This is a genomic window from Paraburkholderia antibiotica (genome assembly GCF_012927125.1).
Taxonomy (GTDB): Bacteria; Pseudomonadota; Gammaproteobacteria; order Burkholderiales; family Burkholderiaceae; genus Paraburkholderia; species Paraburkholderia antibiotica.
On the sequence record NZ_JABBFZ010000008.1, the window covers coordinates 97889 to 123127 of the forward strand.

Consider the following 25239-nt stretch of genomic DNA (forward strand, 5'->3'; position numbering starts at 1 on the left):
AGGATACTCATAATGGCTATTGTTGAAGTCAAGGTTCCCCAGCTCTCCGAGTCGGTCTCGGAAGCGACCATGCTGCAGTGGAAGAAGAAGCCGGGCGAAGCTGTCGCTCAGGACGAAATCCTCATCGAAATCGAGACCGACAAGGTCGTGCTCGAAGTGCCGGCACCGTCAGCAGGCGTGCTCGCGCAAGTCATCTCGAACGACGGCGACACGGTCGTCGCCGATCAGGTGATCGCGAAGATCGACACCGAAGGCAAGGCAGGCGCTGCTGCTGTCGAAGCTGAAGTGAAGCCGGCTCCGGTTGCTGCAGTTGCTGCTGCACCGGCCGCTGCTGCCGCCGCAACGGGTTCGAGCACCGCTGCTTCGCCCGCTGCCGGCAAGCTGATGGCCGAGCAGGGCCTGGGCGCTGGCGACGTCGCCGGCACGGGCCGCGATGGCCGCATCACGAAGGGCGATGTGCTCGCTGCAGGCGCTCCGGCTGCCAAGGCTGCACCGGCTCCGGCTGCCGCACCGAAGGCTGCAAAGCCGTCGCTGCCGGACGTCAAGGCACCGGCATCGGCCGACCAGTGGCTGAAGGACCGTCCGGAACAGCGCGTGCCGATGTCGCGTCTGCGTGCGCGTATCGCCGAGCGTCTGCTCGAGTCGCAGCAAACCAACGCCATCCTCACGACGTTCAACGAAGTGAACATGGCGCCGGTGATGGATCTGCGCAACAAGTACAAGGACAAGTTCGAGAAGGAACATGGCGTGAAGCTCGGCTTCATGTCGTTCTTCGTGAAGGCGGCTGTGCACGCGCTGAAGAAGTTCCCGCTCGTGAACGCGTCGATCGACGGTAACGACATTGTCTATCACGGCTACTTCGACATCGGTATCGCGGTCGGTTCGCCGCGTGGCCTGGTGGTGCCGATCCTGCGCAATGCGGATCAACTGAGCCTCGCCGACATCGAGAAGAAGATCGCCGAATTCGGCCAGAAGGCGAAGGACGGCAAGCTGTCGATCGAAGAAATGACCGGTGGTACGTTCTCGATCTCGAACGGCGGCGTGTTCGGCTCGATGCTGTCGACCCCGATCATCAACCCGCCGCAGTCCGCGATTCTCGGCGTGCACGCCACCAAGGAACGCGCTGTGGTCGAAAACGGCCAGATCGTGATTCGCCCGATGAACTACCTCGCGCTGTCGTACGACCACCGTATCATCGACGGCCGCGAAGCGGTGCTGTCGCTGGTCGCGATGAAGGACGCGCTGGAAGATCCGGCACGCCTGCTGCTCGACCTGTAAGCGCACGTTCCACCGACACCGGCCTGCGTTGTACGCGTGCCGGCGTCATCCGTAGCACGTCTTTAGCATTCCGCAGTACAGGAACGGCGCGCGCCACCCAGAGTGGCCCTGCGCCGTTCCGCCATCAAAGGGATTGTCATGTCCAAAGAATTTGACGTCGTCGTGATCGGCGCAGGCCCCGGCGGTTATATCGCCGCTATCCGCGCAGCGCAGCTCGGCAAGACCGTCGCATGTATCGAAAAGTGGAAGAACCCGGCCGGCGCGCTGAAGCTCGGCGGCACCTGCCTGAACGTCGGCTGCATTCCGTCGAAGGCGCTGCTCGCGTCGTCGGAAGAGTTTGAAAACGCATCGCATCACCTCGCCGACCACGGCATTTCGGTGGGCGACGTGACGGTCGATATCTCGAAGATGATGGCCCGCAAGGACGGCATCGTCGAGAAGATGACCAAGGGCATCGAATTCCTGTTCCGCAAGAACAAGATCACGTGGCTCAAGGGCCATGGCAAGTTCACCGGCAAGACGGACGCCGGCGTGCAGATCGAAGTGAGCGGCGAAGGCGAAACCGAAGTCGTCACGGCAAAGAACGTGATCATCGCGACGGGTTCGAAGGCGCGTCATCTGCCGGGCATGCCGGTCGACAACAAGATCGTCGCCGACAACGAAGGCGCACTGAGCTTCGAATCCGCACCGAAGAAGCTGGCCGTGATCGGCGCCGGCGTGATCGGTCTGGAACTCGGTTCGGTGTGGCGTCGCCTCGGCGCGGAAGTGACCGTGCTCGAAGCGCTGCCGGAATTCCTCGGCGCGGCTGACCAGGCGCTGTCGAAGGAAGCGGCCAAGCAGTTCAAGAAGCAGGGTCTCGACATCCACGTCGGCGTCAAGGTCGGCGAAGTGAAGACGACCGACAACAGCGTGACGATCGCCTACACGGACAAGGACGGCAACGCGCAGACGCTCGAAGCCGACCGCCTGATCGTGTCGGTCGGCCGCGTGCCGAACACCGACAACCTCGGCCTCGAAGCGATTGGCCTGAAGGCCAACGAGCGTGGCTTCATCGACGTGGACGACCACTGCGCGACGGCCGTGCCGAACGTGTACGCGATCGGCGACGTGGTGCGTGGCCCGATGCTTGCGCACAAGGCTGAAGACGAAGGCGTGCTGGTCGCGGAAGTGATCGACGGCCAGAAGCCGCACATCGACTACAACTGCATTCCGTGGGTGATCTACACCGAACCGGAAATCGCATGGGTCGGCAAGACCGAGCAGCAACTGAAGGCCGAAGGCCGCGAGATCAAGACGGGCCAGTTCCCGTTCATGGCGAACGGTCGCGCGCTCGGTATCGCGAAGGCAGACGGTTTCGTCAAGATGATCGCCGACGCGAAGACCGACGAACTGCTCGGCGTGCACATTATCTCGGCCAACGCATCGGACCTGATCGCGGAAGCCGTGGTGGCGATGGAGTTCAAGGCGGCGTCGGAGGACATCGGCCGGATCTGCCATCCGCACCCGTCGCTGTCGGAAGTCATGCGCGAAGCGGCACTCGCCGTCGACAAGCGCGCGCTGAACATGTAATCGCGCACGCCTGACTGAACGCAACCTTGGCATCACCAAAGGCGGGCGGGGTTCAATCCCTCCCGCCTTTCTTTTTTGCAGCAACACGATGAACGTCACCGAATACTACGAAAAAGAATTGCAGACGCGCGGTTATCAATCCGATCCGGCGCAACGCGCGGCGGTCGACCGGCTGCAGCGGTGCTACGAAGAGTGGGTCGAATACAAGTCGCGCCGCTCGAACGCGTTCAAGAAGCTGATCAACCATCCCGATCTGCCGCGCGGCGTCTACATGTGGGGCGGCGTGGGCCGCGGCAAGAGCTTCCTGATGGACAGCTTCTACATGATCGTGCCGGTGCAGCGTAAAACGCGTCTGCATTTCCACGAGTTCATGCGCGAAGTGCATCGCGAGCTGGAAGAGCTCAAAGGCCAGGCCGATCCGCTCGACGAACTCGCGCGCCGCATCGCGAAGCGCTATCGCCTGATCTGTTTCGACGAATTCCACGTGTCGGATATCGCCGACGCGATGATCCTGTACCGCCTGCTCGACAAGCTGTTCGAGAACGGCGTGCAGTTCGTGATGACGTCCAACTACGACCCCGACACGCTGTATCCGGACGGTCTGCATCGCGACCGCATGCTGCCCGCGATCGAGCTGATCAAACAGAAGCTCGACGTGCTCAACGTCGACGCCGGGATCGACTACCGGCAGCGCACGCTCGCGCAGGTCGAGGTCTATCACACGCCGCTGGGCGCGGCGGCCGGCAAGGCGCTGCGCGACGCGTTCGCGCGGCTGGCCGCGGTGCCCGACGAAAGCCCGCTCCTGCACATCGAGAAGCGCGAGCTGAAGGCGCTGCGCCGCGCGGACGGCGTCGTCTGGTTCGACTTCGCGACGCTGTGCGGCGGTCCGCGCTCGCAGAACGACTATCTCGAACTCGCGAGCCGTTTCCACGCGGTGATTCTGTCGGACGTGCCGCAGATGTCGGCGCGCATGGCCTCGGAAGCGCGCCGCTTCACGTGGCTGATCGACGTGTTCTACGACCACAAGGTGAAGCTGCTGATGTCGGCCGCGGTGCGGCCGGAGCAACTGTATGTCGATGGCCCGATGGCCAACGAATTTACCCGCACGGTGTCGCGTATCGTCGAGATGCAGTCGAAGGAATATCTCGATACGCCGCGCCGGATCGTCGATACGTCGTTGACCTGAATCGCATCGTAGCGAGATCCGCCGCGACGCTGTCGTGACGGGGCTCGCTCGTCCGAACGCGTTCAGGTTGCGGGCCTGACCGATCGAGCGATAAGTCGTCACGATTCAGAGTGGTCTTATATTCCGCGCACGGCTGACTGGCTATCTTTTGTTGTCGTTCTAACAAAGGAGGGTCCATGCAGCCGTACAGCGATATCACCGACGAACAATGGCAGCGCGTCGCGCCGCTGTTGCCCGAACTATGGCCGCGCGCCGAATTGCGCGGCCGGCCGCTTGCCAATACCCGCGCGGTGCTCAATGGCGTGCTGTGGGTCATGTATAGCGGCGCGACCTGGTCCTCCATGCCGCGCCGTTACCCGTCGTATCAAACCTGTCATCGTCGCTTCAGGCTCTGGTACGAAACGGGTGCGCTCAAGCGCGTGATCGAACAATTGCTTGGCCCGGCGAGTGAAGAGGTTTGCCAGATGATGGAAGTGCGGATACGCAGGCATGTCGGCGCGCATCCGAAGCGTGCCGAAGCGCCGCGTGCGCCCACGGTGGCCCGTGTTCCATCGCCTGCGTACACGCCCGCAACGCCGCCGCCGCTGCCCGCGTCGCCGTTTGCCTACGGGGCATCGTTCAATGAGCTCGCGTAGCGGGTTCAAAGGTTTAAGCGGGTTTGCGTGTCGCAAATGAAAACGGCCGCGCGATTATCGTCGCCGGCCGTCGTTCATGCTATGCGCTTTCGCTTGTCCACCAGCTTTGCCAGATACTGTCGCAAAAAAAGCACGCGCGGCAGCGCACGTATTTGCGTAGCGTGCAGCGTGCGATGCACACCGCACTACGCATACCGCACGCCATCAAACCTTACTGCTGCCGGATCCACGTTTGCGAACGGCCGAGCAGCGCAACGCCGATATACCCGCGCACCACGAGCTTGTTGCCGCCGTCTTCGAGGTGCATCTTGCATTTATAGATCTTGCCGTTTTCCGGATCCAGAATCTGCCCGTGATCCCACGCGTCGCCGTCTTTCTGCATGCTGTTGATGATGGTCATGCCGAGCATCGGCTGATCCTTGCGGGCGTCGGTGCAGGCGGTGCAGCGGCGATCCGCCTGATCGTTCGGGTTGAGCCCCTTGATGATCTTGCCGCTCAGCTCGCCGCTGCCGTCCTGACTGATCTGCACGAGTGCCTTCGGTTGGCCCGTGTGATCGTCGATCGTTTGCCACGTGCCGACCGGGCTCGTTGCCTGGGCCATCGCGGTGACGGCGCTGGCGAGCAGGGCGCCGGCGAGTGCGGCGTGGCGTGCGGTACGCAGCGCGATTGCGCGGGCGCGTTGAGTGAATTGCGTCATTGCCTTCCTCCTTGATGAGAGACGGCGCGATCGTGGTCGCGCGGCGTTATGGGCATCGCGAGCGAATGTGCGGCACTCGTCTGCGTGATGCGGAACGAGGCCAACGGCGGGCCGTTGCATCGTCAGCGCAGAATACGCGAAAGTCCGCGTGCCGTTTGATAGTGGAACTTCTAATCTGCACGCGGATTTTGATGAAGGTCGATGCCGGTCAATACAGCTGATACGAGAACGTCGCGTTGATGCGCGGACTACGCGACGCGCTTTCGACCGGCGCATCGCCGACGGCCTTCGCGACCGACAGATCGAGGCTGTAGTAGCGCGAATCCGAAATGCGGAAGCCGAACGCGATCGAAGACAGCTTCGACGGCGAGGGCGTGCCCGCATGCAGATAAACGCGCGCCATGTCGAACGACACGTACGGCGTGAGCGATTGCAGATACGTGAAGCCGAGCGCGATCGGCCGGTTGACTTCGAACATCGCGCCCCAGCCCGAATCGCCCGATGCCTCGCCGGGCTGATAGCCCTGCGCGAAACGTTGCGCGCCGAATGAAATCTGCTCGGAAGTCGGCAGCGACACCGCGCTGTACTGGCCGGTCAGCGAAATCGACGTGCCGATCTTCAGCGGCCACTCGTTGGTTTGCGAGAAGCTCGCGCCGGTCCGCACGAAGTTCAGCGACGCCGGGTTCGTGACGACCGTGCCGGGCACGTTGGTGTCGCCGGACTTCGACGCGCCGAGAATGTCGAAAGCCTTCGCGACGTTGAAGCTCGCGCGCCTGACCTGACCCGGATCGACCGCGGTGTAGTCGGCCTGCAACTGCATCACGCGGACCTGCGAACGCAGGCCGATCTGCGCGCCGGTATCCTGGTTGTGATAGCGGTCTTCGTTGTGCGATGCATAGACCGACGCAGTGCCGAACAGGCTGCGCGAATCGCTCAGGATCAGCGGATACGACAGCGAGCCGCCGATCTTGTCGTTGATCACTGTGCGCTGCACGTTGGAGGGCAGGCCGGGATTGTTGGTCGGATTGCCGCGATAGTGCGTTGCGTCGATGTTGCCGGTGAGCCCATTGGTGCCAATCGGCACGCCCGCATGCGCGGCCAGATACGTGACGTTGTCGCGGCCCTTCGGCAGCAGCGCCGAGATGCTCAGCTGTTCGCCGAGCGCGGTGAGCCCGTTGGTGGTCGCGGTCAGCAGGCCTTGCACGCCGGGCTGATTGAAATTGACGCCCGCGCTGAAATTGAACGGCTTGCGCTCGACGGCCAGCTCGAGCGTGGTCGCGCCGTCGGTGTTCTGCGGCGACGGCACGTTGGCCGTGACCTTGATGCCCGGCAGCAGACCGAGCACGTGGATGAAGCGTTCGAACGTCGTGCGCCGCAGCGGCCGGTCGGCAACAATGTGCTCGGAGATCGCGCGGATCTTCTCTTCGACGGGCCCCGGATTACCGGTGATCTTGACCGCCGACACATAGCCTTCCACGACCGTCACGCGTACCACGCCGCCTTCGAACGTTTGCGCGGGAACGAAGGCCATCGACAGCGCATAGCCGCGATCCTGATACAACTTCGTCACGCCGTTGGCCACTTCGATCAGTTGGCCGATCGTGATGTCCTTGCCGACGAGCGGCGTAAAGCGTTGCGCGACTTCGTCGAACGGAATCGACTTCACGCCCTCGACCTGCACGCGCGTGGGCGTCAGATGGCGGGCGAGCAGTTCCTGAAGTTGGGGGGCTTGCGGCGCGACCTGCACGGTCACGTTCGGACCGCGGTCGGGGGCCTTGACCTGCGGCAGCGAATCGAGCGGATTGCCGCCGACTACCGCGCCAGCGGGGCGCGACTGCGCGTGAGCCGGTATCTGCGTGGCGCCTGCCGCGAGTGCGACGAGCGCGAGGGTCCATTTACTCCATCTACTCCGTTTGCTGCCATATCCGGATGTCATCGGATTTTCCTCGTATGCGGTTCTTGTGTTGCGGCGTGCCGCCTGGCCAGGCTGGTCGCGATCGCTTATGTGAGGCTCGACGCATACTGCCACGCTTGCATATATATCGTCACGCGCGCCGTGAGCTTGAGCACGCCTAAGCATGCGTGACGGATACGATGCATTCGACTGTCTGCGCGCGATGCCTGCGTTGCCGCTGCCGCCGCGTTATTACCGCTGTTTGCTGTTATTGATTGCTGCTACTGCCACTGCTGTGTGCGTGTTGCATACGGCTGCGTCGCGAGCCTCGATCGTCCGGCCGGCGCGAACCGTTGCGCTCGGCCGGACGATCGAAACATCACCACGATGCGACGCGCGCATCGGCAAAGACTTACTACTTACTTATGGCTCAGCGGCAACAGGCTGCCGAGCAAGGTCGTCACACCGCTTGCCGCATTGCCCGAGCTGGAGCTGCCCGAAGACGACGAGCTGCTTGAACCGCTCAACGTACCCAGCGTGCCCGTCACGGTCGTCACCGTGGTGGTCAACTGACCGACCAGCGCGGTGACCGGTGCCAGCGCCGAACTGCTGCCGCCCGAGGTGCTGCTCGTGACACCGCTGGTGAGACCGCTCAACGTGCTCGTCAACGTCGACAGCGGATTCGACGTACCAGCCGTGCTGCCCGTCGCGCCGAGCACCGACGTCAGCGAGCCCAGCGAGCCCAGCGGCGTGCTGCTCAACACCGACGTCAGCGAACTCAACGGCGTGCCGTTCAGCGTGGAGGTCAACGAACCGAGTGGCGTGCCGCCCAGCGTCGTGCTGAGCGTCGCGAGCGGCGAGCCGCCGAGCAGGGTCGTCAGCGAGCCGAGCGGATCACTGCCGAGACCGAGACTCGCGAGCGAGCCTTGCAGCGGGCTCAGCGGATTGCTGTTGGCGGGCGGCCCGTTCGCGACGACCCCGTTGGTGCTGCCGACGAGGCTCGTCAGCAGACCGGGAATCGGATTCGCGCCATTCGCGCCGTTCGGATTAACAAGGCCGCCGGCATTCGTCACCGTGTTGCCGAGCGAGCTGACCAGCGTGCCGACGTCGGCGCCGAGCGCGTTATCGGTTGCCGAGCCGACCTTCGAGCCCGTCGTGCTCAACGCGCCGCCGACCTTCGCGAGCACGCCGCTCAACGGCGCGCCGAGGCCGGTCTGCGTGCCGACTTCCTGGGTGGTGAGGCCGACCGTCGTGACGATCGGCGTGATCGCGGTGCTGAGCGGCTGCGTGACCTGCTGGACCGGCGCCGAGTTGAGCACGTTGCCGAGCGTCGCGCCGCCCGCGTTCAGCGCGGTGGCGGCCGTCGACAGCGTGGTCGCGAGCGGCGTCGTGACCGGCGAGAGCGGCGCCAGATTGCCGCTGCCGAGGCCGTCGACCGCGGTGCTCACACCTTGCACGACGCCGCTCGTCGAGCTGACCACCGAGCCGAGTCCGGCCACCGTGGTGCCGACCGGATTGGCGGTCGTGCCGATCTGGCCGAGTCCGTTGGCGACCGCGTCGGCGGTCGCGTTCAGCGTGGTACTGGTGCTCGACACCGCATCGCCGAGGCCTTGGGTGACCTTCGAGCTCAGGCCGGGGATCGTCTGCGCGGAGATCGTCTTGCCGAGGTCGTTGGTGGTTTGCGCGGCGGCGGTCGCAAGGCCGTTGGTGCCTTGCGTCGCGGTAGTCGTGCCGGTCGTGGTCGTGCCCGTGTTGCTGCCGCTACCGGTGCTCGAGGTGGTCGGCGGTGCGCTGACGGTGCTGCCGCCGCAGGCGGCGAGCAGGCTCGCGACGGCAACCGCGACGAGCGGGGCGCGCAACGACGACACGGTCGCGCACGCTGTCTGAAGTGAGAAAAGACCTTGAGTGGACATCGTTGCTCCTCCGTGTTTTTGATGTGTCGTGTGCGACTACTTTCGATCTGTCGTAGGCGGTTGCGATGCGCCGGGCGACGCTGATCCGGGCGGCGAAACCATGCCGCAAACGCGAGGCGGTTCGCGCCACGTTCCGGCTTCGCTGCCTGTCTGCTACCTGTCGATTACGTGAGTGATGCGGCTCGGGCGGAATCTCACGCGAAGCGCGGCGATGTCACGTCTGCGTGAGCCCGCCGCACGTCGCGCGAAAGCCGCTTACTTCTTCGTCAGACCGCCCAGCACGCCGCTGACGAGCGACGTAACCGGCGAGAGCAGCGTGCTCGTCGTGCCCTTGGTCGAGCTCGTCGACAGCGCGCTGGTAGTGGTCGTCGACGCGGTGGTCGCCGCCGCGCTCGTGGTGGTGGCCGCGGTGGTCGTTGCGCCGCTGAGCGTGTTCGTGACGCCCGACAGCAGGCCCGTCACCGGCGCGAGCGGGCTGCTGCTGCCGCCGGTCGCGCTGCTGAGGGTCGTCGTCACGGTCGACAACAGACCGGTGACCGGAGCGAGCGGGCCGCTGGAGCCGCTGGTCGAGCCGGTGCTGCTGGTCGCGCTACCGAGGGCGCCCGTCACGCTCGACAGCAGACCGGTGACCGGGGCGAGCGGGCTGCTCGCGCCGCCGCTCGCGCTCGTCAACGTGCCCGTCACGCTCGACAGCAGGCTCGTCACCGGCGCGAGCGCGCTACCTGCGCCCGAGCTGCCGGTCAAACCCGAGAGCGTGCCGGTCAGGCTCGTCAGCGTGCCGCCGAGCGAGGTCAGCGAGCCGGTGCTGGTGCTACCCGACAGGCCGCTCGTCAGACCGCCGAGCGCGCTCGTCACCGCGCTGAGCGGGTTGCTGCTGGTGCCGGTGACGAGGCCGCCCAGCGACGCGACGACGGTGCCGGTATCGCTGACCGTCTTGCCGAGCGCGGTCGTGATCGGGTTGTTGCCGGTCGACGCGACCGCGCTGCCGGCCTTGTTCAGGCCGCCGCCGAGCGTCGCCAGCAGCGAGTTCACCGGTGCGCCGATGCCCGTGACGTTGCCGACCGTCTGGGTGGTCGACGAGACCACCGAGGTGATCGGCGTGATGGCGGTGCTGAGGGTTTGCGTGACCTGCTCGACCGGACCCGTCGACAGCACGTTGCTGAGCACGCCGCCGCCGCTCGTAACGGCCTGACCGACGGTGCTGACGACGTTGCCGAGCGGCGTCGTGACCGCCGACAGCGGTGCCAGTGCGCCACTGCCGAGGCTCTTCACGAGCGTGCCGGTATCGCTGACCGCGTTGCCGACATTGCCGACCACGCCACCCACGCTCGCGACCGTCGTGCCGACCGCGTTGCTGCCGGTGCCGAGCTGGCCGAGCCCTTGCGATACGCCGTTGCCGAGCGTCGACACCGCGGCGCCGACATCCTCGACGACTTTGCCGGTGGCCTGGGTGGTCTGCGAGCTGACGCCCGGCAGCGTTTGCGAAGCGATCACCGAGCCGACGCTCGAGACCGTGGAGCCGACATCGCTGACCACGCCGCCGCCGTTACCGGCGACCGTGCCCAGCGCATTCGCGACCGTCGAGGTGTTGCTGCCCGTACTCGTGGTGTTCCCCGTGCCCGTGTTCGACGTGCTGCCCGAATTGGTGCTGCTCGTCGAAGCGCCGGAGCCGCCCGCGCCCGTCGAACCGCTGCCGGTCGTCGACAAGGTGCCGCCGGCCGAGCCGCTGCCGCTGCTGCCGGTGCCCGTGCTGAGGCTGCCGGAGCCGCCGCACGCGCCAAGAGAAAGCATCGCGGCGACGCTGGCCGCGATCAGGGTTGCCCGAATAGTCGTGTTGGTCGTTTGAATGTTCATGTCGCCCTCGTATCGCATGAGTTGTTGGGTGTTGCTGCGGGCCTATCTCTGCACGAGCCGTGCCATTTCTCATGAGCAATTCAGGGATTTTTGCGGGCGACTCGCGCAGTGCCTTATGCAGCAAGGCTTTGCGAACGATCGGAATAGCAGGGGCGGGTGCCGGAGGCGGCGAAAAAAAACACTTCGTTATGCGTTTGAGAGGGCGGCGTAACGTAACGAGCCGGGCGCGCCGTTACGGCGCCACGCGTAACGCAGCGCTGGGCCACGTCGTGACCTGCTTGAAACGTTCTGTTGAAACGGTTAATTAGTGCGGCGAATCTAACTTATGGTTAATCCTATGTGCTGTAACGTACGGACTGCCGTTAACCTGAATAGAGGCCAAAAACATACAGAGCCTCGGATTGATGGCATCGGACAATTGCTTAAATATCTTTGTTCGGCTATAAAACCCGCAAGCATCATCAATTGATGTGGGAGGTGCGTTATCGAACAGACAGCTCTGGTACGTCCGTTTTAGTCAAGGCGGCTGCAGGGTGGAGCGACGTCGAGGCAGCAGACACGACCGGAAATGAGAGAAACACGGTTGGTCGCATCGATGGTCTTCGATCGTACAGGCAGCACGAAACAAACGAATAAATGAAGTTCCGAGGGTACAAAATGAAAAAGTTCACACAACGCTTCCTGAGAGATGAGAAGGGCGTTACGGCCATCGAATACGGGCTGATCGCAGGGTTGATCGTGCTGGTCATCGCCGCGGCGGTAGGCGGGATCGGTCAGCAACTTCTTACCGTGTTCCAGAATATCGCCGCGCAGCTTCCGGCGGCTGCATAACGAAAATCGACTGCAAGCGTTTTGTAAAGCATTCGGCGTAATTCGCGCCGAATGCTTTGTTTACGCGTTGCCGAATAGCTTATTGGCAAATGCGAATTGAATTTCTAATTCGCATGGCATTGCTTCGCCTGTCGAGTTCGAAATGAGCGTCTCTCTGGGAATGGGGTTATTTATCGCCTGGTCTGCGGTGGTTGCAATAAGCGACTGCCGCGCGAGGCGTATTTCCAATTCAATTGTCATTGCGGGTTTAGTCGCGGCATTCGGCTGCGCGTTATTCGCATGCGGCCCATTCCACATTTCGTTCACCCATGCGTTGCTCGGCGCGTTGGTCGGTCTGTTCGCGCTGCTGCCGTTTTTCGCGTTCGGCTTGATGGGCGCCGCGGACGTCAAGGTCTTCGCGGTGCTCGGCGCATGGTGCGGCGTGCATGCGTTGCTCGGACTGTGGATGGCCGCGAGTCTTGCGGCCGGCGTGCACGCGTTGTGGCTGCTGATCGTCATGCGTACGCGGCTCGGCAGTCTCGGTCGCGCGAGAGGAGGCGCCACCTTCGAACTGGCAGGGCGGGCATCGACGCCGTATGCTGCCTGTCTGACGGTCGCTGCGACGCTCAGGCTCGTGTTGCGCGTAACGGGCGGGGGGCTGTGATGAACGCAAGCAACAGGCCGTACGCACGCATGCCGCGCGCCAATCCCGCTCGCGCCCGAGCGCAGCGTGGCATCGCGGCGATGGAATTCGCGCTCGTGTTCCCGCTGTTCTTCCTGATCCTGTACGCGATCGTCACGTACAGCCTGATTCTCGTCGCCCAGCAGAACCTGACGCTCGCCGCCTCCGAAGGCGCGCGCGCGGCGTTGAACTGGCAGAGCAATTCGTCGATGAGCGATGCACTCAGCAAGCGCGCCACCGCCGCATGCAATGCAGCGAATCTGGTCGCGGTGACGCTCGTGCAGTCGATGCAATGCACGACCACCACGACGGCTTGCGGGCCGGGTAACGCGATGCAATGCATCAACGTCTCGCTGAGCTTCAACTACCGTGCGCATCCGCTCGTGCCGACCTTGCCGCTGCTCGGCCTGACCGTGCCGAACACGTTGTCCGGCAACGCCACCGTCCAGCTCAACCCGGAGAACATCCAGTGATGCACGCGCCGGCTCTTTTCATCGCGACCGAACGCGAGCGCGCCTGCGCAAGGCCCACCCGGCCCACCCGGCTCTCCCGGCTCTCCCGGCTCTCCCGGCTCTCCCGGCTCTCCCGGTCCAGCGCTTCACACCGGGTTCCATTTAACCGACGCAGTTCATTGCACGTCCTGTCATGCCGAATCTGACCAAAATTCTTGCCGGTGTTCTGATCGCGCTCGCGGTCGTGCTCGGCCTGTTCGCGTGGTCGCTGTCGCGCCGTCCGGTGCCGGTCGCTGTCGCGCCCACCGCGCAGGCGAGCTTCCCGGTGGTCGTCGCGACCCGCACGCTGCCGGGCGGCAAGCCGATCACCGTCGACGCGCTGCGCGTGCAGTCGCTGCCGATCAACCCGAACGGTGCCTTCACCGATCCGTCGCAACTGGTCGGCCGCGTGCCGAACGCGGACATCGGTCCGGAATCGCCGGTGCTGGAAGCGCAGTTGTCGTCGGGACTGGCCGAGCGTATCGAGCCGGGCGAGCGCGCGTTGTCGGTGCGCGTCGACGAAGGCAATGCGGTCGGCAATCGTCTGCGGCCGGGCAATTTCGTCGACGTGTTCTTCACGCTCAAGCGCGACGGCAACGCTGGTGTCGGCGCCGGCGCTGAGATCGACCGTACTCAGGCGCGTCTGCTGCTGTCGAAAGTGCGCGTGCTCGCCTTCGGCAGCGCGACCACCACTAACGACACCGGCGGCGATCCGAACGGTCTGGTGCGCACCGCGGTGCTCGCGGTGCCGCTCGCCGACGTCGATCGTCTGACGCTCGCCGAGAGTTCGGGCCGTCTGATCTTCGCGTTGCGCAATCCGAAGGATGCCGAAGTATTGGATCAGGGCGATCTGCCGCCTTATCCGTCGGTGCTGAAAACGTCCACGCAAGCGGGCGCTGCGCCGTTGCAGGACTCGACGCGCGCGGCGGCCGGCGTCGCGCTCGACACCTTGTCGGGCAGCGGCAACGGCGCCGTGCGGCCGGCGGCGCCGCGCGCGCCCGCACCGATGGCGCCGACGCGCGTTGCGGGCAATAGCGGTTCGAAGAGCGGTATCGAAGTGATACGGGGTGGGCGGGCCGAAACGGTCGCCTGGTAAGCGGTTTCAGGGAGCGGGCGGCCAGTCGCGTCCATAACTACATGACAAAACGGAATTTTGCTTTGAGGAAGACGGCGTGGCTTGGACTGGCGTTGCTGGCCGTATCGGCCGCGACCGATGCGGCCGGGCCGGTGCAGCAGGCCGCGGCCGCGCGCGCGTCGCGGGGCCAGATGCTGACCATCGAGCCCACGCAGACGGCTTATACGGGCACGCAGACCGTCGATCTGACGGTCGGCGCGCAGCGCCAGCTCGCGACCGGTCATGCGCTGCAGCGCGTCGCGATCGGCGATCCGAACGTTGCCGACGTGCTGATCGTGAAGGGCGACAAGCGCGGCGGCGTGCTGCTGGTCGGCAAGGCCGCGGGCACCACGAGCCTGATGGTGTGGACGCGCGATCGCGACACGCCGCTCAACTACACGGTCAACGTGACCACACCGGCGGCCGCGTCGCTGCTCGGCACCGATACGCCGGGCGTCAAGGTGCTCGGCAGCACCGCGCTCGTGTCCGGTTCATCGGCGACGATGGAATCGCACCAGCGCGCGGTGGTTGCCGCGCAGGGCGCGCTCGGCAAGGACGGCACCGTGTTCGACACATCGACGGTCGCCAATCGCGCGGTCGTGCAGGTCGACGTGAGGGTGGTCGAGTTCAGCCGCTCGGTGCTGAAGGAAGTCGGCTTCAACTTCTCGAAGCAGAACAACGGCTTCACGTTCGGCTCGTTCTCGCCGTCGTCGCTGACCTCGGCGACGGGCGGCGGCAGTTCGTCGCTCGACCTGGCGAGCACGACGCCGATCTCGTCCGCGTTCAACCTGGTGTTCAACTCGGCGTCGCGCGGACTGTTCGCGAATCTGAGCCTGCTCGAAGGCAACAACCTCGCGCGCGTACTGGCCGAACCGACGCTCGTCGCGCTGTCCGGGCAGAGCGCGAGCTTCCTCGCCGGCGGCGAAGTGCCGGTGCCGGTGCCGCAGTCGCTCGGCGAGACGTCGATCGAATACAAGCCGTACGGTATCGGCCTGACGCTGACGCCGACCGTGCTGAGCCCGCAGCGCATCGCGCTGAAGGTGGCGCCGGAGGCGAGCCAGCTCGACTTCGCGCACGCGGTCACGATCAGCAGCGTGTCGGTGCCCGCGTTCATCACGCGGCGCGCCGATACGACGGTCGAGCTCGGCGACGGCGAGAGCTTCGTGATCGGTGGGTTGATCGATCGCGAGACGGCGTCGAACGTGTCGAAGGTGCCGTTGCTCGGCGATCTGCCGGTGCTCGGCGCGTTCTTCAAGCAACTGAGCTATCAGCAGAACGAGCGCGAGCTGGTGATCATCGTGACGCCGCATCTGGTCTCGCCGCTCGCGAAGGGCGCGACCTTGCCGTCGACGCCGGGCGAGCTGTCCGAGCAGCGCGACGGGCCGGTATGGCGTTCGCTGATCGGCGGCTTCGCGGCGCCGCGCGATACCGTGCCGGGCTTTTCCAAATGAGCAGGGTCCACGCGAGTGCGGGAGGTCGCGCCGCGCTGGAACAGGGTTTGTCGAGCCGAGGTGCGCGCGATCCGCGCGCGTGCCGTGGCTGGCAGTACGACGCGGCGGCTTCACGGCCGATACCGCAAGAGGATGTCCAACATGAACGCGAGAACGCAATCGTTGACTGAACGGGCGATCACCGATCATTTCGTGTTCGCGTCGCTCGCCGACGAACACGTGAACTGGCTCGCCCAGACGCTCGTCACCGCGGGCATAGTCGAAGTGTCGACGCTCGATCCGACGCTGCTGATGCAGCGCATCGCGATGCTCAATCCGTCGCTGGTGTTCGTCGACTTTTCGTGCGGTCGCGGTGCGGCGGCGAGCGCGGCCGCGAGCGCCGTGCGCGCCGCGCATCCGGCGCTGCAGATCGTCGCGCTTGGATCGCTGGCCGAGCCCGAGAGCGCGCTTGCCGCATTGCGTGCCGGCGTGCGCGACTTCATCGACCTGTCGGGGCCGCCCGAGGACGCGCTGCGGATCACGCGTCAGGTACTCGACAATCTGGGCGAACCGGTGAGCCGGCATGGTCACGTGACGGCGCTGCTCGGCGCGCGTGTCGGTATGGGCGTGAGTACGCTAGCCGCCAATCTCGGGGTGCTGCTGCAGCGGCGCGATGTCGCCCAGGGCCGTCAGGCCGCGTTGCTCGATCTCGGCCTGCCGGCCGCGGACGGCTCGCTGCTGCTGAATACGCGCAGCGAATTCAATTTCGTCGAGGCGGTGCGCAATCTGCGCCGCTTCGATCAGACCTTCGTGCACACCGCGCTGTCGCATCACGCGAGCGGTCTCGCATTGACCACGCTGCCGCCGAATCTGGCCGACATGCGCGAGGTGTCGTACTCGTCGTCGATCGGATTGCTGAGCCGGCTGCGCGCGTTTTTCGACCAGCAGATCATCGACCTCGGCGGCTTCAGCAACAGCGAATTCATCGCACACGTCGTGCAGGCCGCCGACGAAACCTGGCTGCTGTGCGACCAGGGCGTCGCGTCGATCGTGTCGGCGGTCAGCGTGCTCGACGCGCTGCGCGAAGAGGGTGTCGATACCTCGCAGGTGCAACTGATCGTCAACAAGTTCGATGCCGACCTCGGCCTCGCCGCCGCGCAGATCGCGCAGCGCCTCGAAGTGCAGTTGCTCGCGACGCTGCCCGAACGGCGCGTCGTGCTCGGCCAGTCGGTCAACCAGGGACAGCTGCTGGTCGACGTCGCGCCGCGCGACCCGTACGTGCGCGCGCTCGAACCGCTGATCGAGCGGCTCGGCGGCGCGCAGCAGAGTGCCGGCCACGCCCGCGGCAAGTCGCCGCTCGACGCGTTGCGCCGCCTCATTCCCACTTCTCAAAAGCGGTCATAAACGATGGCAAAAGAGATCCAGTTTGCCGACGACGCGCCTTCGTTCGCGCATAGCCAGCAGTTTCAGGACATCAAGAACGCGGCGCACGAACATCTGCTCACGCGTATCGAAGAGCTCGGCTCCGAGTTCGGCCGCTGGTCGCGCAACGCGATCAACCAGTTCGTCGATCTGGAGATGGACAGCTTCGTCAGGCTGCGCCGCATTCCGATCAACGAAAGCGAAGTGCGGTTGATCGCCGAGGCGCTGACCAAGGAACTCGCGGGCTTCGGGCCGATCGAGGATCTCCTCGCCGATCCAGCCGTCGAGGATATTCTGATCAACGGCTACAACGACGTGTACGTGTCGCGCCACGGCATTCTCACGCGCATCCAGGTGCGCTTTGCCGACAACGCGCACCTGCTGCGTATCGTGCGACGCATTCTCGCGCCGATCGGCCGGCGCCTCGACGAATCGAACCCGATGGTCGACGCGCGTTTGCCGAACGGCGGCCGCGTGAACGTGGTGATCGAGCCGCTGTCGATCGACGGGCCGATCGTGTCGATCCGCAAGTTCCGCAAGGACCCGATGCGGCCCGACGATCTGCTCGCCAACGGCACCTATAACGCCGAGATCGGCGCGCTGCTCGAAGCCGCGGTCGCGGCGCGCTGCAACGTGCTGGTCGCGGGCGGCACGAGCTCGGGCAAGACCTCGCTGCTCAACGCGCTGGCGTTCCACATTCCCGACGGCGAGCGCGTGGTGACGATCGAAGATACGGCCGAGCTGTCGCTGAATCACCCGCACGTGGTGCGGCTCGAAAGCCGTCCGGGCGGTTTCGACGGCGCGGGCGTGGTGACGATTCGCGACCTGTTGCGCAATACGCTGCGGATGCGCCCGGACCGCATCATTGTCGGCGAAGTGCGCGGCGGCGAAGTGCTCGAAATGCTGCAGGCGATGAACACCGGCCACGACGGTTCGATGGGCACCGTGCACGCGAGCTCGCCGCGCGAATGTCTGTATCGGCTCGAAATGCTGGCGGGCTTCGCGGGCTTCCAGGGCACCGAGTCGAGCCTGCGCCGCCAGATCGCCAACGCGATCGACTTCATCGTGCAGATCGGCCGGCTGTCGAACGGTCGCCGCCGCATCCTGTCGGTCACCGAAGTCACGGGGCTGTCGGACAACATCATCGCGACGCAGGAGCTGTATCGCTACGAGCCGATCGTGACCGCCGAGGGCGAAGAGCTCGACAACTGGGTGTCGCTCGGCATTCATCCGCATTCGCCGAAACTCGCGCGCTTCCGCCAGACGCTGGGCGGCGGCGAGCCGAACCATGGCTTCGGCAATGCGGGCTTCGGTGGCAGTAGCGGTGGCGGCTTTGGCGGCGGGTTCGGCGGCAGCGGCAGCGGTGGCGGTGGTGGTTTCGGCGGAGGCTTCAATGTCTAGCGCGATCCTGGTCTGCGTGGCGCTCGCGCTCGTGTGCGCGGCGCTGGCGCTGCTGCTGTGGCAGCGCAGCGCGCAACGCACGGGCCAGGCCAGTGTCGAGCGCTATATCGATAGCCGCATGGCGTCGACGCTGCCGGCCGGTGCGGCGGCGGGCGTTGCGGGTGGGCTGGGCGGCATGACAGGCGGCGCGCAGGCCGCGCAACGTAATGCGGCAGCAGCGGCAGCAGCGGCGGCGCGCGCATCGGCGGCGACCCTGGTCGCGCCGCAGGCGCCCGGCGCGAACGCGGACTGGCGCGCGCATGGGCAGTACCTGTACGCGCGTGCGCGCTTCATGCTGCAGTACGCGCTGACGCGCGCCGGTATCGCCGACGCGAAGGGTCCGCTCACGCTCTGCGCGCTGCTGGTGCTCGCGCTGTGCGCGTGGGCCGGTCTCGCGGGCGGCCTGCTGGCGGTCTGCGCGACGCTGCTCGCGAGCGCGGTGTTCTTCTATTTCCTGCTGACGACGCGCGCGAACAAGCGCCGTCAGCAGATCGTGCGGCAACTGCCGCTCTTTCTCGACGGCATCGTGCGGCTCATCACGCTCGGCAACAGCGTGCCCGCCGCGTTTCAGGCCGCGTTGCAGGGCACCGACGCGCCGCTGCGCGAATGCCTCGACTACGTATCGCGGATGCTGCGCACCGGCGTCGAAATCGATCGCGCGCTGTCGCAGGTCGCGGTGATCTACGGCGTGCGTGAACTCGAACTGGTCGGCGCGGTGCTGCGGCTGTCGGTCAAATACGGCGGCCGCGCGGACGTGATGCTCGACCGCATGGCGTCGTTCATGCGCGACCTCGAACAGGCCGAGCGCGAACTCGTCGCGATGTCGGCGGAAACGCGGCTGTCGTCGTGGGTGCTGGGCATGCTGCCGGTCGGCATCGGCGGTTTCCTGATCCTTTCCAATCCGAAGTATTTCGCGTCGATGTGGTACGACCCGACCGGGCGCCAGCTCGTTTACCTCGCGTTCGGCCTGCAACTGGTCGGCGCGTATCTGCTGTACCGCCTCGCACGGCTGGGAGACTGACGATGCAAGCCCGACACCTCGTCGTTCTCGCGCTGCTGCTGGCCGCGCTCGGTCTGTTGCTGCTCGCCGGCCTCGTGCTGGCGCGCGTCGCCGCCGCGCGGCGCAGCGAACGCACGCTGCGTCAGGCGCTCGACGAACGCGCGTTGCAAAGCGCGGCAGCCGCCGCCGCGCGCGGCGCGGATGGACAAGGCGCCGCGCAGGTCGGCAACAAGGCGCCCGCGCGTGCGGTCCAGCCTAAGGGCCTTAAGGGTTGGCTCGAGCGTTTCGCGCACGCCGGCGTGCGCTGGCTCGACACGCCGTTCGGCCGTCAGATCGTCGCCGAGGAAGAGCGGCGTCTGCTCGAACAATGCGGCTTCGTCGATACGCGCAGCCGCGGTCTGTTTTTGATGGCGCGACTCGTGGGTGCGATCGTGCTGCCGGTCGTGATCGGCGTGCTCGCGAGCGGGCACGTCGAAGGCACGCGTTACTTCGCGTTGGTCATCGTCGTCGCGATGGTGGGCTTCATGGCGCCGAAGTTCGTGCTGGCTCGACGCGCCGGCAAGCGCCGCAACGGCGTGGTCAACGAACTGCCGCTGCTGGTCGATCTGCTGCGGCTGTTGCAGGGCGTCGGTCTGTCGCTCGATCAGGCCTTGCAGGTCGTCGTCAACGATTTTCGCGGCATGCTGCCGGTGCTCTCGAGCGAACTCGAAATCGCGCAGCGCCAGTTCGCGACCGGCCGCACCCGCGAGCAGTCGTTCAACCGGCTCTCGGCGAGCTACGACAACGAGGATTTGCGCGCGGTCGTGCGCCTGCTGGTGCAGGTGGACCGTCACGGCGGCGCGGTGCAGGAGCCGCTCAAGCAGTTCGGCGACCGCCTGCGCGAAGCGCGCCGCGCGATGCTGCGCGAACGCATCGGCCGTCTTGCCGTGAAGATGACCGGCGTGATGATCGTCACGCTGCTGCCGGCGTTGATGATCGTCACCGCCGGGCCGGGCGTGCTGGCGGTTCAGCATTCGTTTCACACGGCGAAGCATTAAGGATTCGCGATGACTCACCATTTCAGCTCCGATCTCCGCGCGGGTTGCAGCCCCAGTCGCCGCCGGCCTCTCATGCGGTTTGTGCGTGTTGCGCATGTTGCCGCGACTGGCGCCACGTTCGCCGCGCTGGCGCTGCTCGGCGCGTGCGCGTCGAAAACGCCGCTCGGCTACGGCGTCGGCGTGCAGGCCGAGCGCGAGATGATGTCGCAGCAGGCCGACAAGGCGGCCGCGCCGAATACGCCGGGGATGTATCTCGGGCTGATCGACCAGATGCAGTCGCAGGGGCTGTATTTCGCGTCGCTCGCGCATATCGACGCGTATGACAAGCAGTACGGCACGAGTCCCGACTCGATCCTGCTGCGCGCCGACGCGCTGCGGATGACCGGGCAGTCGAGCGCCGCCGCGGGCGCGTACGGCGAGTTGCTGAAGACGCCGCTGGCGGCGCGCGGCTATCGCGGCCTCGGGCTGCTCGCGGGCGCGGCCGGCGACTTCGGGCATGCCGCGCAGCAATTGCAGCAGGCGGTGCAGCTCGCGCCGACCGACGCGGCGACGCTGTCGGACCTTGGCTATGCGCGGCTGCGTGACGGCGACGTCGACGGCGCGCGCGTGCCGTTGATGAAGGCGGCCGAACTCGATCAGAAAAGCCCGAAGATCGTCGCGAACGTGGTGCTGTATCTGCTCGCCAATGGCGGTGATGTGCAGGCGCTCGCGGTGATGAACCAGCAGCAGTTCGCGCCGGATGTGCGCGCGGCGATCAGCAGCGATGCGGCGAAGATCGCCGCGGCCGAGCGCGCGCGGGCGCGGGCGGCGCAGGGGACGGTGCAGGGCTCGATACAGGGCGCCCCGCAGGGGCAAGGCGCCGCGCAAGGGCAAGCAAAAGAACAGGGGCAGACGCAGCCGGCCGCGGATGCGCGCACGGTCGCGAGCATGGGCATCGAACCCGCGCCGCGTCTGTTGCAGCGTTTCGCGCAGTGAGCGCGCGCTCGTCAGGGATTCAGGGAGTGGACATGACAAACAGAACAGGGATTCGGGGTTGGCGCGTATCGATGCGAGGCGTGCGGACAGTCGCGGGCTGCGTCGCGATCGCGGCGCTGGGTGTGGCGCTTGATGTGACGCCGGCGGCGGCGCAGACGGCTGGCGACGCATCCGCGCAGGCCGGCGCTCCCGCCGCGCAGACGGCCGACGCAACCCAGCCGCAACCGGTGCAGAACACGCGGCCGGCGGTACGCAAGAGCGAAATCGGTCATTCGACCATCGCGTGGCTAGAACTGCAGCGCAGCGGCGCGCAGGCCGCGCCGGCGCAGCCGATGCTCGGCGCGGAAGCCGGGCTTGCGTACAAGCGTTACATGGACTCGTTCAAGAACAAGATTCCCGATCAGTACGGTTCGACACTCGGCATCAGCGGTGGGTCGGGTGGCTCGGGCGGGTCCGGCGGTTCGGGCGGTCAGGGCGGCGGCTCGGGATCGGGCGGCTGGAACTGACATGCACGGCGAATCACCGTTTCCGACTCCCGGCGCAACCGTGACAGGCGCGCCGCGCGATGTCGCCGTGCGTCGGCTGCGCGCGTGGTCGCGCGAATGGCCGACCGCGCGCGCGACGCGCGTTGTCGGCACGCGTCGGCAACGCGGCTCGATCATGATGCTGGCGGCGCTGTGGCTCGGCATCGCGGTCGTCGCGCTCGGTGCGATCGACATCGGCAACGTGTACTTCGTGCGCCGCGAGTTGCAGCGCACCGCCGACATGTCGGCGATGGCGGCCGTGCAGGTGATCAGCACGCCGTCCGGCTGCACAGGCGCGCAGAACGCCGCGCAACTGAACGCGCAGGCGAACGGCTTCGCCGTCGACGGCAGCACCTATGTGATCAAGACGAGCTGCGGACGCTGGGACACGAGCAGCAAGACCTACTTCGGCACGAGCGGCAATCCGCTCAACGCGGCGCAGGTGAAGGTGACGCAGCAGGTGCCGATGTTCTTTCTCGTCGGGCCGCCGCGCAGCGTAAGCGCGACGGCGACCGCGGTCGCGTCGAATATCGATGCGTTTTCGTTGGGCACGGCGATCGCGTCGTTGAATACGCAGCAGTCGGCGCTGCTCAATGCGATTCTCGGCGGCCTGCTGAAGACCAGCATTTCGCTGAGCGTCGGCGATACGCAGAGTCTCGCGAACGCGCAGATCTCGCTCGACAAGCTGCGTGTCGCGCTCGGCGCGGCGTCGATGCAGGGGCTGCTGGCGACCACGGTCTCTTATCAGAAATTTGCGCTGGCGCTGGTGTCGGCGTTGCAGGCGGGCGGCGACACCATCGACGCAGCGATCTTGCAGACGTTGGCGGTGGCGGTGCCGGGCGGCCAGAACATCACGATCGGCGATAACGGCACGTCGTCGCCGGGCTTGCTCTCGCTGGGGCTGTCGAATCCGAATTCGGCGGCGACCGCGACCATCAACGCGCTCGACGCGGTGATGGTCGCGGCGCAGATTGCGCAGAGCAATCCGAACGGGACCGCGCCGGTGATCAATGTGTCGGCGGCACTCGCGGGGGTCGCGGGACTGTCGTTGCAGGTGATCAATCCGCCGGTGCTGGCGGTCGGTGAAGGCGGCACGAATAGCGACGGAACGCCCCGGACCGTGGCGCGTACGGCCTCCGTCAAGCTGAGTCTCACGCTTGCCGCGTTGCAGCCGGTGGATCTGCTGGACCTCGTGACGGTGTCGGTGCTCAGTACACCGGTGATGGTGACCTTGTACGTCGCACCGGGAACGGCGTCGCTCACGTCGATCGATTGCGAAGCCACCAAGGCGGCGACGCAGGCCAGCTTGCAGGTGACGCCCGGTATCGCGTCGCTGTGCCTCGGCGGGAGCAGCGCCTGTACCGGCAGCTCCACTGTGCCGGCCGTCAATGTGGCGTCGATTACCTTGCTGGGCGGCACGGTGCCGGTCGCGGCCGTAGCGCTGCCTGGTCTCGGGCCGCTGAATGCGTCGCCGGGACCGATGACGGTGACGATCAACGGTTCCTCCGGCAGCTTCAATGTCACTCAGACCGTGAATTCCAACGCGCTCGGCAGCGATCTGTCCTCGTTGACCACGAAGCTGCTCGCGCAGGTCGCGGCGCCCGGCGCGTTGTCCATTCAACTGCTCGGCAGCAATCTGCTGGGCGCGGTCCTTTCACCGGCGCTGTCGCTCGTTACGACGCTGCTGACGCCGGTGCTGCAAGCCGTCTTCAGTCTGCTGAACACGGTGATCGTCCCCGTCCTCTCACTGCTCGGCGTCCAGATCGGCACTGCCACCGTTCACAACATGTCGCTGACGTGCGGTGTCCCGCAACTGGTCCAATAGCCTATCCAAGATTCCAAGATGAGAACCGCCACCAAAATCGAGGAACTCGATATCTACGTCTGGGAGGGCAAGGCCGATATCGTCGACCGCGTCGCGCGCTGCATGGCGAGCTTCGATGTCGAGGTGATCCGCGCGGACGATATCGCCATCTCTCCCGAGCGCACCGCGCTGCGGCCGTCGCTGGCGATCATCAGCGTGTCGGTGATCGACAGCGGCGCGCTGATTCTGCGCGACTGGCAGGCCGCGCACGGCATTCCGGTGGTGTGGGTCGGCGCCGCGCCGCGCGAGCACGATCCGGCCACCTATCCGTCCGAGTACTCGCACATCCTGCCGCTCGACTTCACCTGCGCCGAGTTGCGCGGGATGGTCACCAAGCTCGTGCTGCAGATGCGCGCGCATAGCGCGAAGACGCACGAATCCGACGCGATGATCGCGAACTCCGAGTGCATGCAGGCGCTGCTGCACGAGGTCGACACCTTCGCCGACTGCGACACCAGCGTGCTCGTGCACGGCGAGACAGGCGTCGGCAAGGAGCGCATCGCGCAACTGCTGCACGAAAAACACGGCCGTTATGGCCAGGGGCCGTTTATCCCGGTGAACTGCGGCGCGATTCCGGACGGTCTGTTCGAGTCGCTGTTCTTCGGTCACTCGAAAGGGTCGTTCACTGGCGCGGTGGTCGCGCATAAAGGCTACTTCGAGCAGGCCGACGGCGGCACGCTGTTTCTCGACGAAATCGGCGATCTGCCGCTCTATCAGCAGGTCAAGCTGCTGCGCGTGCTGGAAGACAGCGCGGTCACGCGCATCGGTTCGGCGACGCCCGTGAAGCTCGATTTCCGGCTGGTCGCGGCGACCAACAAGAATCTGCCGCAACTGGTCAAGGAGGGCACGTTCCGCGCGGATCTCTACTACCGGCTCGCGGTGATCGAGCTGAAGATCCCGTCGCTGGAAGAGCGCGGCGCGGTCGACAAGATCGCGATCTTCAAGGCCTTCATCGCGCAGGTGGTCGGCGCCGAGCGTCTGTCCGCGCTGCCGGATCTGCCGTACTGGCTCGCCGACGCGGTCGCCGACACGTATTTCCCCGGCAACGTGCGCGAGCTGCGCAATCTCGCCGAGCGGATCGGCGTGACGGTGCGTCAGATCGGCGCGTGGGATGCGGCGCGTTTGCAGCGCCTGCTCGCGCTCGCGCGCACCAGCCAGCCGGTGCCGGCGGAGAGCGCGGCCGAGGTGCTGGTCGATCGCAGCAAATGGGACATGGCGGAACGCAACCGCGTGCTGGCCGCGCTCGATGCGAACGGCTGGCGGCGTCAGGACACCGCGCTTTATCTCGGCATCAGCCGCAAGGTGCTGTGGGAGAAAATGCGCAAATACCAAATTTTTGACGAAGAGCCCGAAACTCGCGAAAGTGAGTAATAATCGGCCGTTTGCACTACAACACAACAAGAGAAGAACTGTTCAGCAGGAAT

General features: G+C 65.8%; 21 protein-coding genes. 17 read left to right on the forward strand and 4 right to left on the reverse strand.

The features are described 5' to 3' along the window. Positions 1–12 precede the first annotated feature (12 nt). The 4 genes from odhB to HHL14_RS15595 all read left to right on the forward strand — a co-directional run bounded on the left by odhB (position 13) and on the right by HHL14_RS15595 (position 4668). Entirely contained in the window at positions 13–1278 is a 1266-nt protein-coding gene (gene odhB, locus HHL14_RS15580; RefSeq protein WP_169498505.1) for a 2-oxoglutarate dehydrogenase complex dihydrolipoyllysine-residue succinyltransferase, read from the forward strand. A 138-nt stretch (positions 1279–1416) separates the two neighbouring features. Then, on the forward strand, positions 1417–2847 hold the full coding sequence (gene lpdA / locus HHL14_RS15585) for a dihydrolipoyl dehydrogenase (RefSeq protein WP_169498506.1): 1431 nt from the start codon (positions 1417–1419) through the stop codon (positions 2845–2847). An 88-nt stretch (positions 2848–2935) separates the two neighbouring features. After that, positions 2936–4033: a cell division protein ZapE gene (zapE, locus tag HHL14_RS15590; RefSeq protein ID WP_169498507.1), complete on the forward strand. Its 1098-nt coding sequence runs from the start codon at positions 2936–2938 to the stop codon at positions 4031–4033. Between the two features lie 176 nt (positions 4034–4209). After that, positions 4210–4668 carry a transposase gene (locus HHL14_RS15595; protein ID WP_169498508.1) on the forward strand — a complete coding sequence of 153 codons (459 nt, stop codon included), beginning with the start codon at positions 4210–4212 and terminating at the stop codon, positions 4666–4668. Between the two features lie 211 nt (positions 4669–4879). Here HHL14_RS15595 and HHL14_RS15600 read toward each other — a convergent pair whose 3' ends face one another. The 4 genes from HHL14_RS15600 to HHL14_RS15615 form a co-directional block, all read right to left on the reverse strand. Continuing rightward, positions 4880–5365, reverse strand: a complete 486-nt coding sequence (locus HHL14_RS15600; protein WP_169498509.1) for a DUF2147 domain-containing protein — start codon at positions 5363–5365, stop codon at positions 4880–4882. Between the two features lie 208 nt (positions 5366–5573). After that, positions 5574–7301 carry a ShlB/FhaC/HecB family hemolysin secretion/activation protein gene (locus HHL14_RS15605; protein WP_169498510.1) on the reverse strand — a complete coding sequence of 576 codons (1728 nt, stop codon included), beginning with the start codon at positions 7299–7301 and terminating at the stop codon, positions 5574–5576. Between the two features lie 377 nt (positions 7302–7678). Next, positions 7679–9172 (reverse strand): collagen-like triple helix repeat-containing protein, encoded by a 1494-nt coding sequence (locus tag HHL14_RS15610; RefSeq protein ID WP_169498511.1) that lies wholly within the window; start codon positions 9170–9172, stop codon positions 7679–7681. Positions 9173–9427: 255 nt separating this feature from the next. Further along, the gene (locus HHL14_RS15615; protein ID WP_169498512.1) at positions 9428–11026 is read right to left on the reverse strand and encodes a collagen-like triple helix repeat-containing protein; all 1599 of its coding nucleotides are present in this window, start codon (positions 11024–11026) and stop codon (positions 9428–9430) included. Between the two features lie 636 nt (positions 11027–11662). On the opposite strand from HHL14_RS15615, the gene HHL14_RS15620 reads away from it, so the two are divergent. The 13 genes from HHL14_RS15620 to HHL14_RS15680 all read left to right on the forward strand — a co-directional run bounded on the left by HHL14_RS15620 (position 11663) and on the right by HHL14_RS15680 (position 25186). Then, on the forward strand, positions 11663–11857 hold the full coding sequence (locus tag HHL14_RS15620; RefSeq protein ID WP_169498513.1) for a Flp family type IVb pilin: 195 nt from the start codon (positions 11663–11665) through the stop codon (positions 11855–11857). A 142-nt stretch (positions 11858–11999) separates the two neighbouring features. Then, the gene (locus HHL14_RS15625; protein ID WP_169498514.1) at positions 12000–12500 is read left to right on the forward strand and encodes an A24 family peptidase; all 501 of its coding nucleotides are present in this window, start codon (positions 12000–12002) and stop codon (positions 12498–12500) included. Next, complete coding sequence (locus HHL14_RS15630) at positions 12500–12991, forward strand: TadE/TadG family type IV pilus assembly protein (protein WP_169498515.1); 492 nt, start codon at positions 12500–12502, stop codon at positions 12989–12991. The genes HHL14_RS15625 and HHL14_RS15630 overlap by 1 nt, the downstream gene beginning before the upstream one ends. A gap of 172 nt (positions 12992–13163) precedes the next feature. Beyond that, a complete protein-coding gene (gene cpaB / locus HHL14_RS15635; RefSeq protein WP_169498516.1) occupies positions 13164–14105 on the forward strand; it encodes a Flp pilus assembly protein CpaB in 942 nt (313 codons plus the stop codon). A 170-nt stretch (positions 14106–14275) separates the two neighbouring features. Further along, positions 14276–15574 carry a type II and III secretion system protein family protein gene (locus tag HHL14_RS15640; RefSeq protein ID WP_230413066.1) on the forward strand — a complete coding sequence of 433 codons (1299 nt, stop codon included), beginning with the start codon at positions 14276–14278 and terminating at the stop codon, positions 15572–15574. A 141-nt stretch (positions 15575–15715) separates the two neighbouring features. Next, positions 15716–16957: a fimbrial protein gene (locus HHL14_RS15645; protein ID WP_169498518.1), complete on the forward strand. Its 1242-nt coding sequence runs from the start codon at positions 15716–15718 to the stop codon at positions 16955–16957. A 3-nt stretch (positions 16958–16960) separates the two neighbouring features. Further along, positions 16961–18376, forward strand: coding sequence for a CpaF family protein (locus HHL14_RS15650; protein ID WP_169498519.1), 1416 nt, complete (start codon positions 16961–16963; stop codon positions 18374–18376). Continuing rightward, positions 18369–19436 carry a type II secretion system F family protein gene (locus HHL14_RS15655; protein ID WP_169498520.1) on the forward strand — a complete coding sequence of 356 codons (1068 nt, stop codon included), beginning with the start codon at positions 18369–18371 and terminating at the stop codon, positions 19434–19436. The genes HHL14_RS15650 and HHL14_RS15655 overlap by 8 nt, the downstream gene beginning before the upstream one ends. Before the next feature lie 2 nt (positions 19437–19438). Next, positions 19439–20452, forward strand: a complete 1014-nt coding sequence (locus HHL14_RS15660) for a type II secretion system F family protein (RefSeq protein ID WP_169498521.1) — start codon at positions 19439–19441, stop codon at positions 20450–20452. Between the two features lie 72 nt (positions 20453–20524). Further along, entirely contained in the window at positions 20525–21427 is a 903-nt protein-coding gene (locus tag HHL14_RS15665; RefSeq protein WP_169498522.1) for a pilus assembly protein, read from the forward strand. Between the two features lie 32 nt (positions 21428–21459). Continuing rightward, positions 21460–21933: a DUF3613 domain-containing protein gene (locus HHL14_RS15670; protein ID WP_169498523.1), complete on the forward strand. Its 474-nt coding sequence runs from the start codon at positions 21460–21462 to the stop codon at positions 21931–21933. Between the two features lies 1 nt (position 21934). Next, positions 21935–23776, forward strand: coding sequence for a TadG family pilus assembly protein (locus tag HHL14_RS15675; protein WP_169498524.1), 1842 nt, complete (start codon positions 21935–21937; stop codon positions 23774–23776). Between the two features lie 18 nt (positions 23777–23794). Beyond that, entirely contained in the window at positions 23795–25186 is a 1392-nt protein-coding gene (locus tag HHL14_RS15680; RefSeq protein ID WP_169498525.1) for a sigma 54-interacting transcriptional regulator, read from the forward strand. Positions 25187–25239 lie beyond the last annotated feature (53 nt).

Coding starts and splice junctions, on each gene's coding strand:
- odhB (WP_169498505.1), top strand. CDS start 13: ATGGCTATTGTTGAAGTCAAGGTTCCCCAGCTCTCCGAGTCGGTCTCG.
- lpdA (WP_169498506.1), top strand. CDS start 1,417: ATGTCCAAAGAATTTGACGTCGTCGTGATCGGCGCAGGCCCCGGCGGT.
- zapE (WP_169498507.1), top strand. CDS start 2,936: ATGAACGTCACCGAATACTACGAAAAAGAATTGCAGACGCGCGGTTAT.
- HHL14_RS15595 (WP_169498508.1), top strand. CDS start 4,210: ATGCAGCCGTACAGCGATATCACCGACGAACAATGGCAGCGCGTCGCG.
- HHL14_RS15600 (WP_169498509.1), bottom strand. CDS start 5,365: ATGACGCAATTCACTCAACGCGCCCGCGCAATCGCGCTGCGTACCGCA.
- HHL14_RS15605 (WP_169498510.1), bottom strand. CDS start 7,301: ATGACATCCGGATATGGCAGCAAACGGAGTAGATGGAGTAAATGGACC.
- HHL14_RS15610 (WP_169498511.1), bottom strand. CDS start 9,172: ATGTCCACTCAAGGTCTTTTCTCACTTCAGACAGCGTGCGCGACCGTG.
- HHL14_RS15615 (WP_169498512.1), bottom strand. CDS start 11,026: ATGAACATTCAAACGACCAACACGACTATTCGGGCAACCCTGATCGCG.
- HHL14_RS15620 (WP_169498513.1), top strand. CDS start 11,663: ATGAAGTTCCGAGGGTACAAAATGAAAAAGTTCACACAACGCTTCCTG.
- HHL14_RS15625 (WP_169498514.1), top strand. CDS start 12,000: ATGAGCGTCTCTCTGGGAATGGGGTTATTTATCGCCTGGTCTGCGGTG.
- HHL14_RS15630 (WP_169498515.1), top strand. CDS start 12,500: ATGAACGCAAGCAACAGGCCGTACGCACGCATGCCGCGCGCCAATCCC.
- cpaB (WP_169498516.1), top strand. CDS start 13,164: ATGCCGAATCTGACCAAAATTCTTGCCGGTGTTCTGATCGCGCTCGCG.
- HHL14_RS15640 (WP_230413066.1), top strand. CDS start 14,276: ATGCTGACCATCGAGCCCACGCAGACGGCTTATACGGGCACGCAGACC.
- HHL14_RS15645 (WP_169498518.1), top strand. CDS start 15,716: ATGAACGCGAGAACGCAATCGTTGACTGAACGGGCGATCACCGATCAT.
- HHL14_RS15650 (WP_169498519.1), top strand. CDS start 16,961: ATGGCAAAAGAGATCCAGTTTGCCGACGACGCGCCTTCGTTCGCGCAT.
- HHL14_RS15655 (WP_169498520.1), top strand. CDS start 18,369: ATGTCTAGCGCGATCCTGGTCTGCGTGGCGCTCGCGCTCGTGTGCGCG.
- HHL14_RS15660 (WP_169498521.1), top strand. CDS start 19,439: ATGCAAGCCCGACACCTCGTCGTTCTCGCGCTGCTGCTGGCCGCGCTC.
- HHL14_RS15665 (WP_169498522.1), top strand. CDS start 20,525: ATGCGGTTTGTGCGTGTTGCGCATGTTGCCGCGACTGGCGCCACGTTC.
- HHL14_RS15670 (WP_169498523.1), top strand. CDS start 21,460: ATGACAAACAGAACAGGGATTCGGGGTTGGCGCGTATCGATGCGAGGC.
- HHL14_RS15675 (WP_169498524.1), top strand. CDS start 21,935: ATGCACGGCGAATCACCGTTTCCGACTCCCGGCGCAACCGTGACAGGC.
- HHL14_RS15680 (WP_169498525.1), top strand. CDS start 23,795: ATGAGAACCGCCACCAAAATCGAGGAACTCGATATCTACGTCTGGGAG.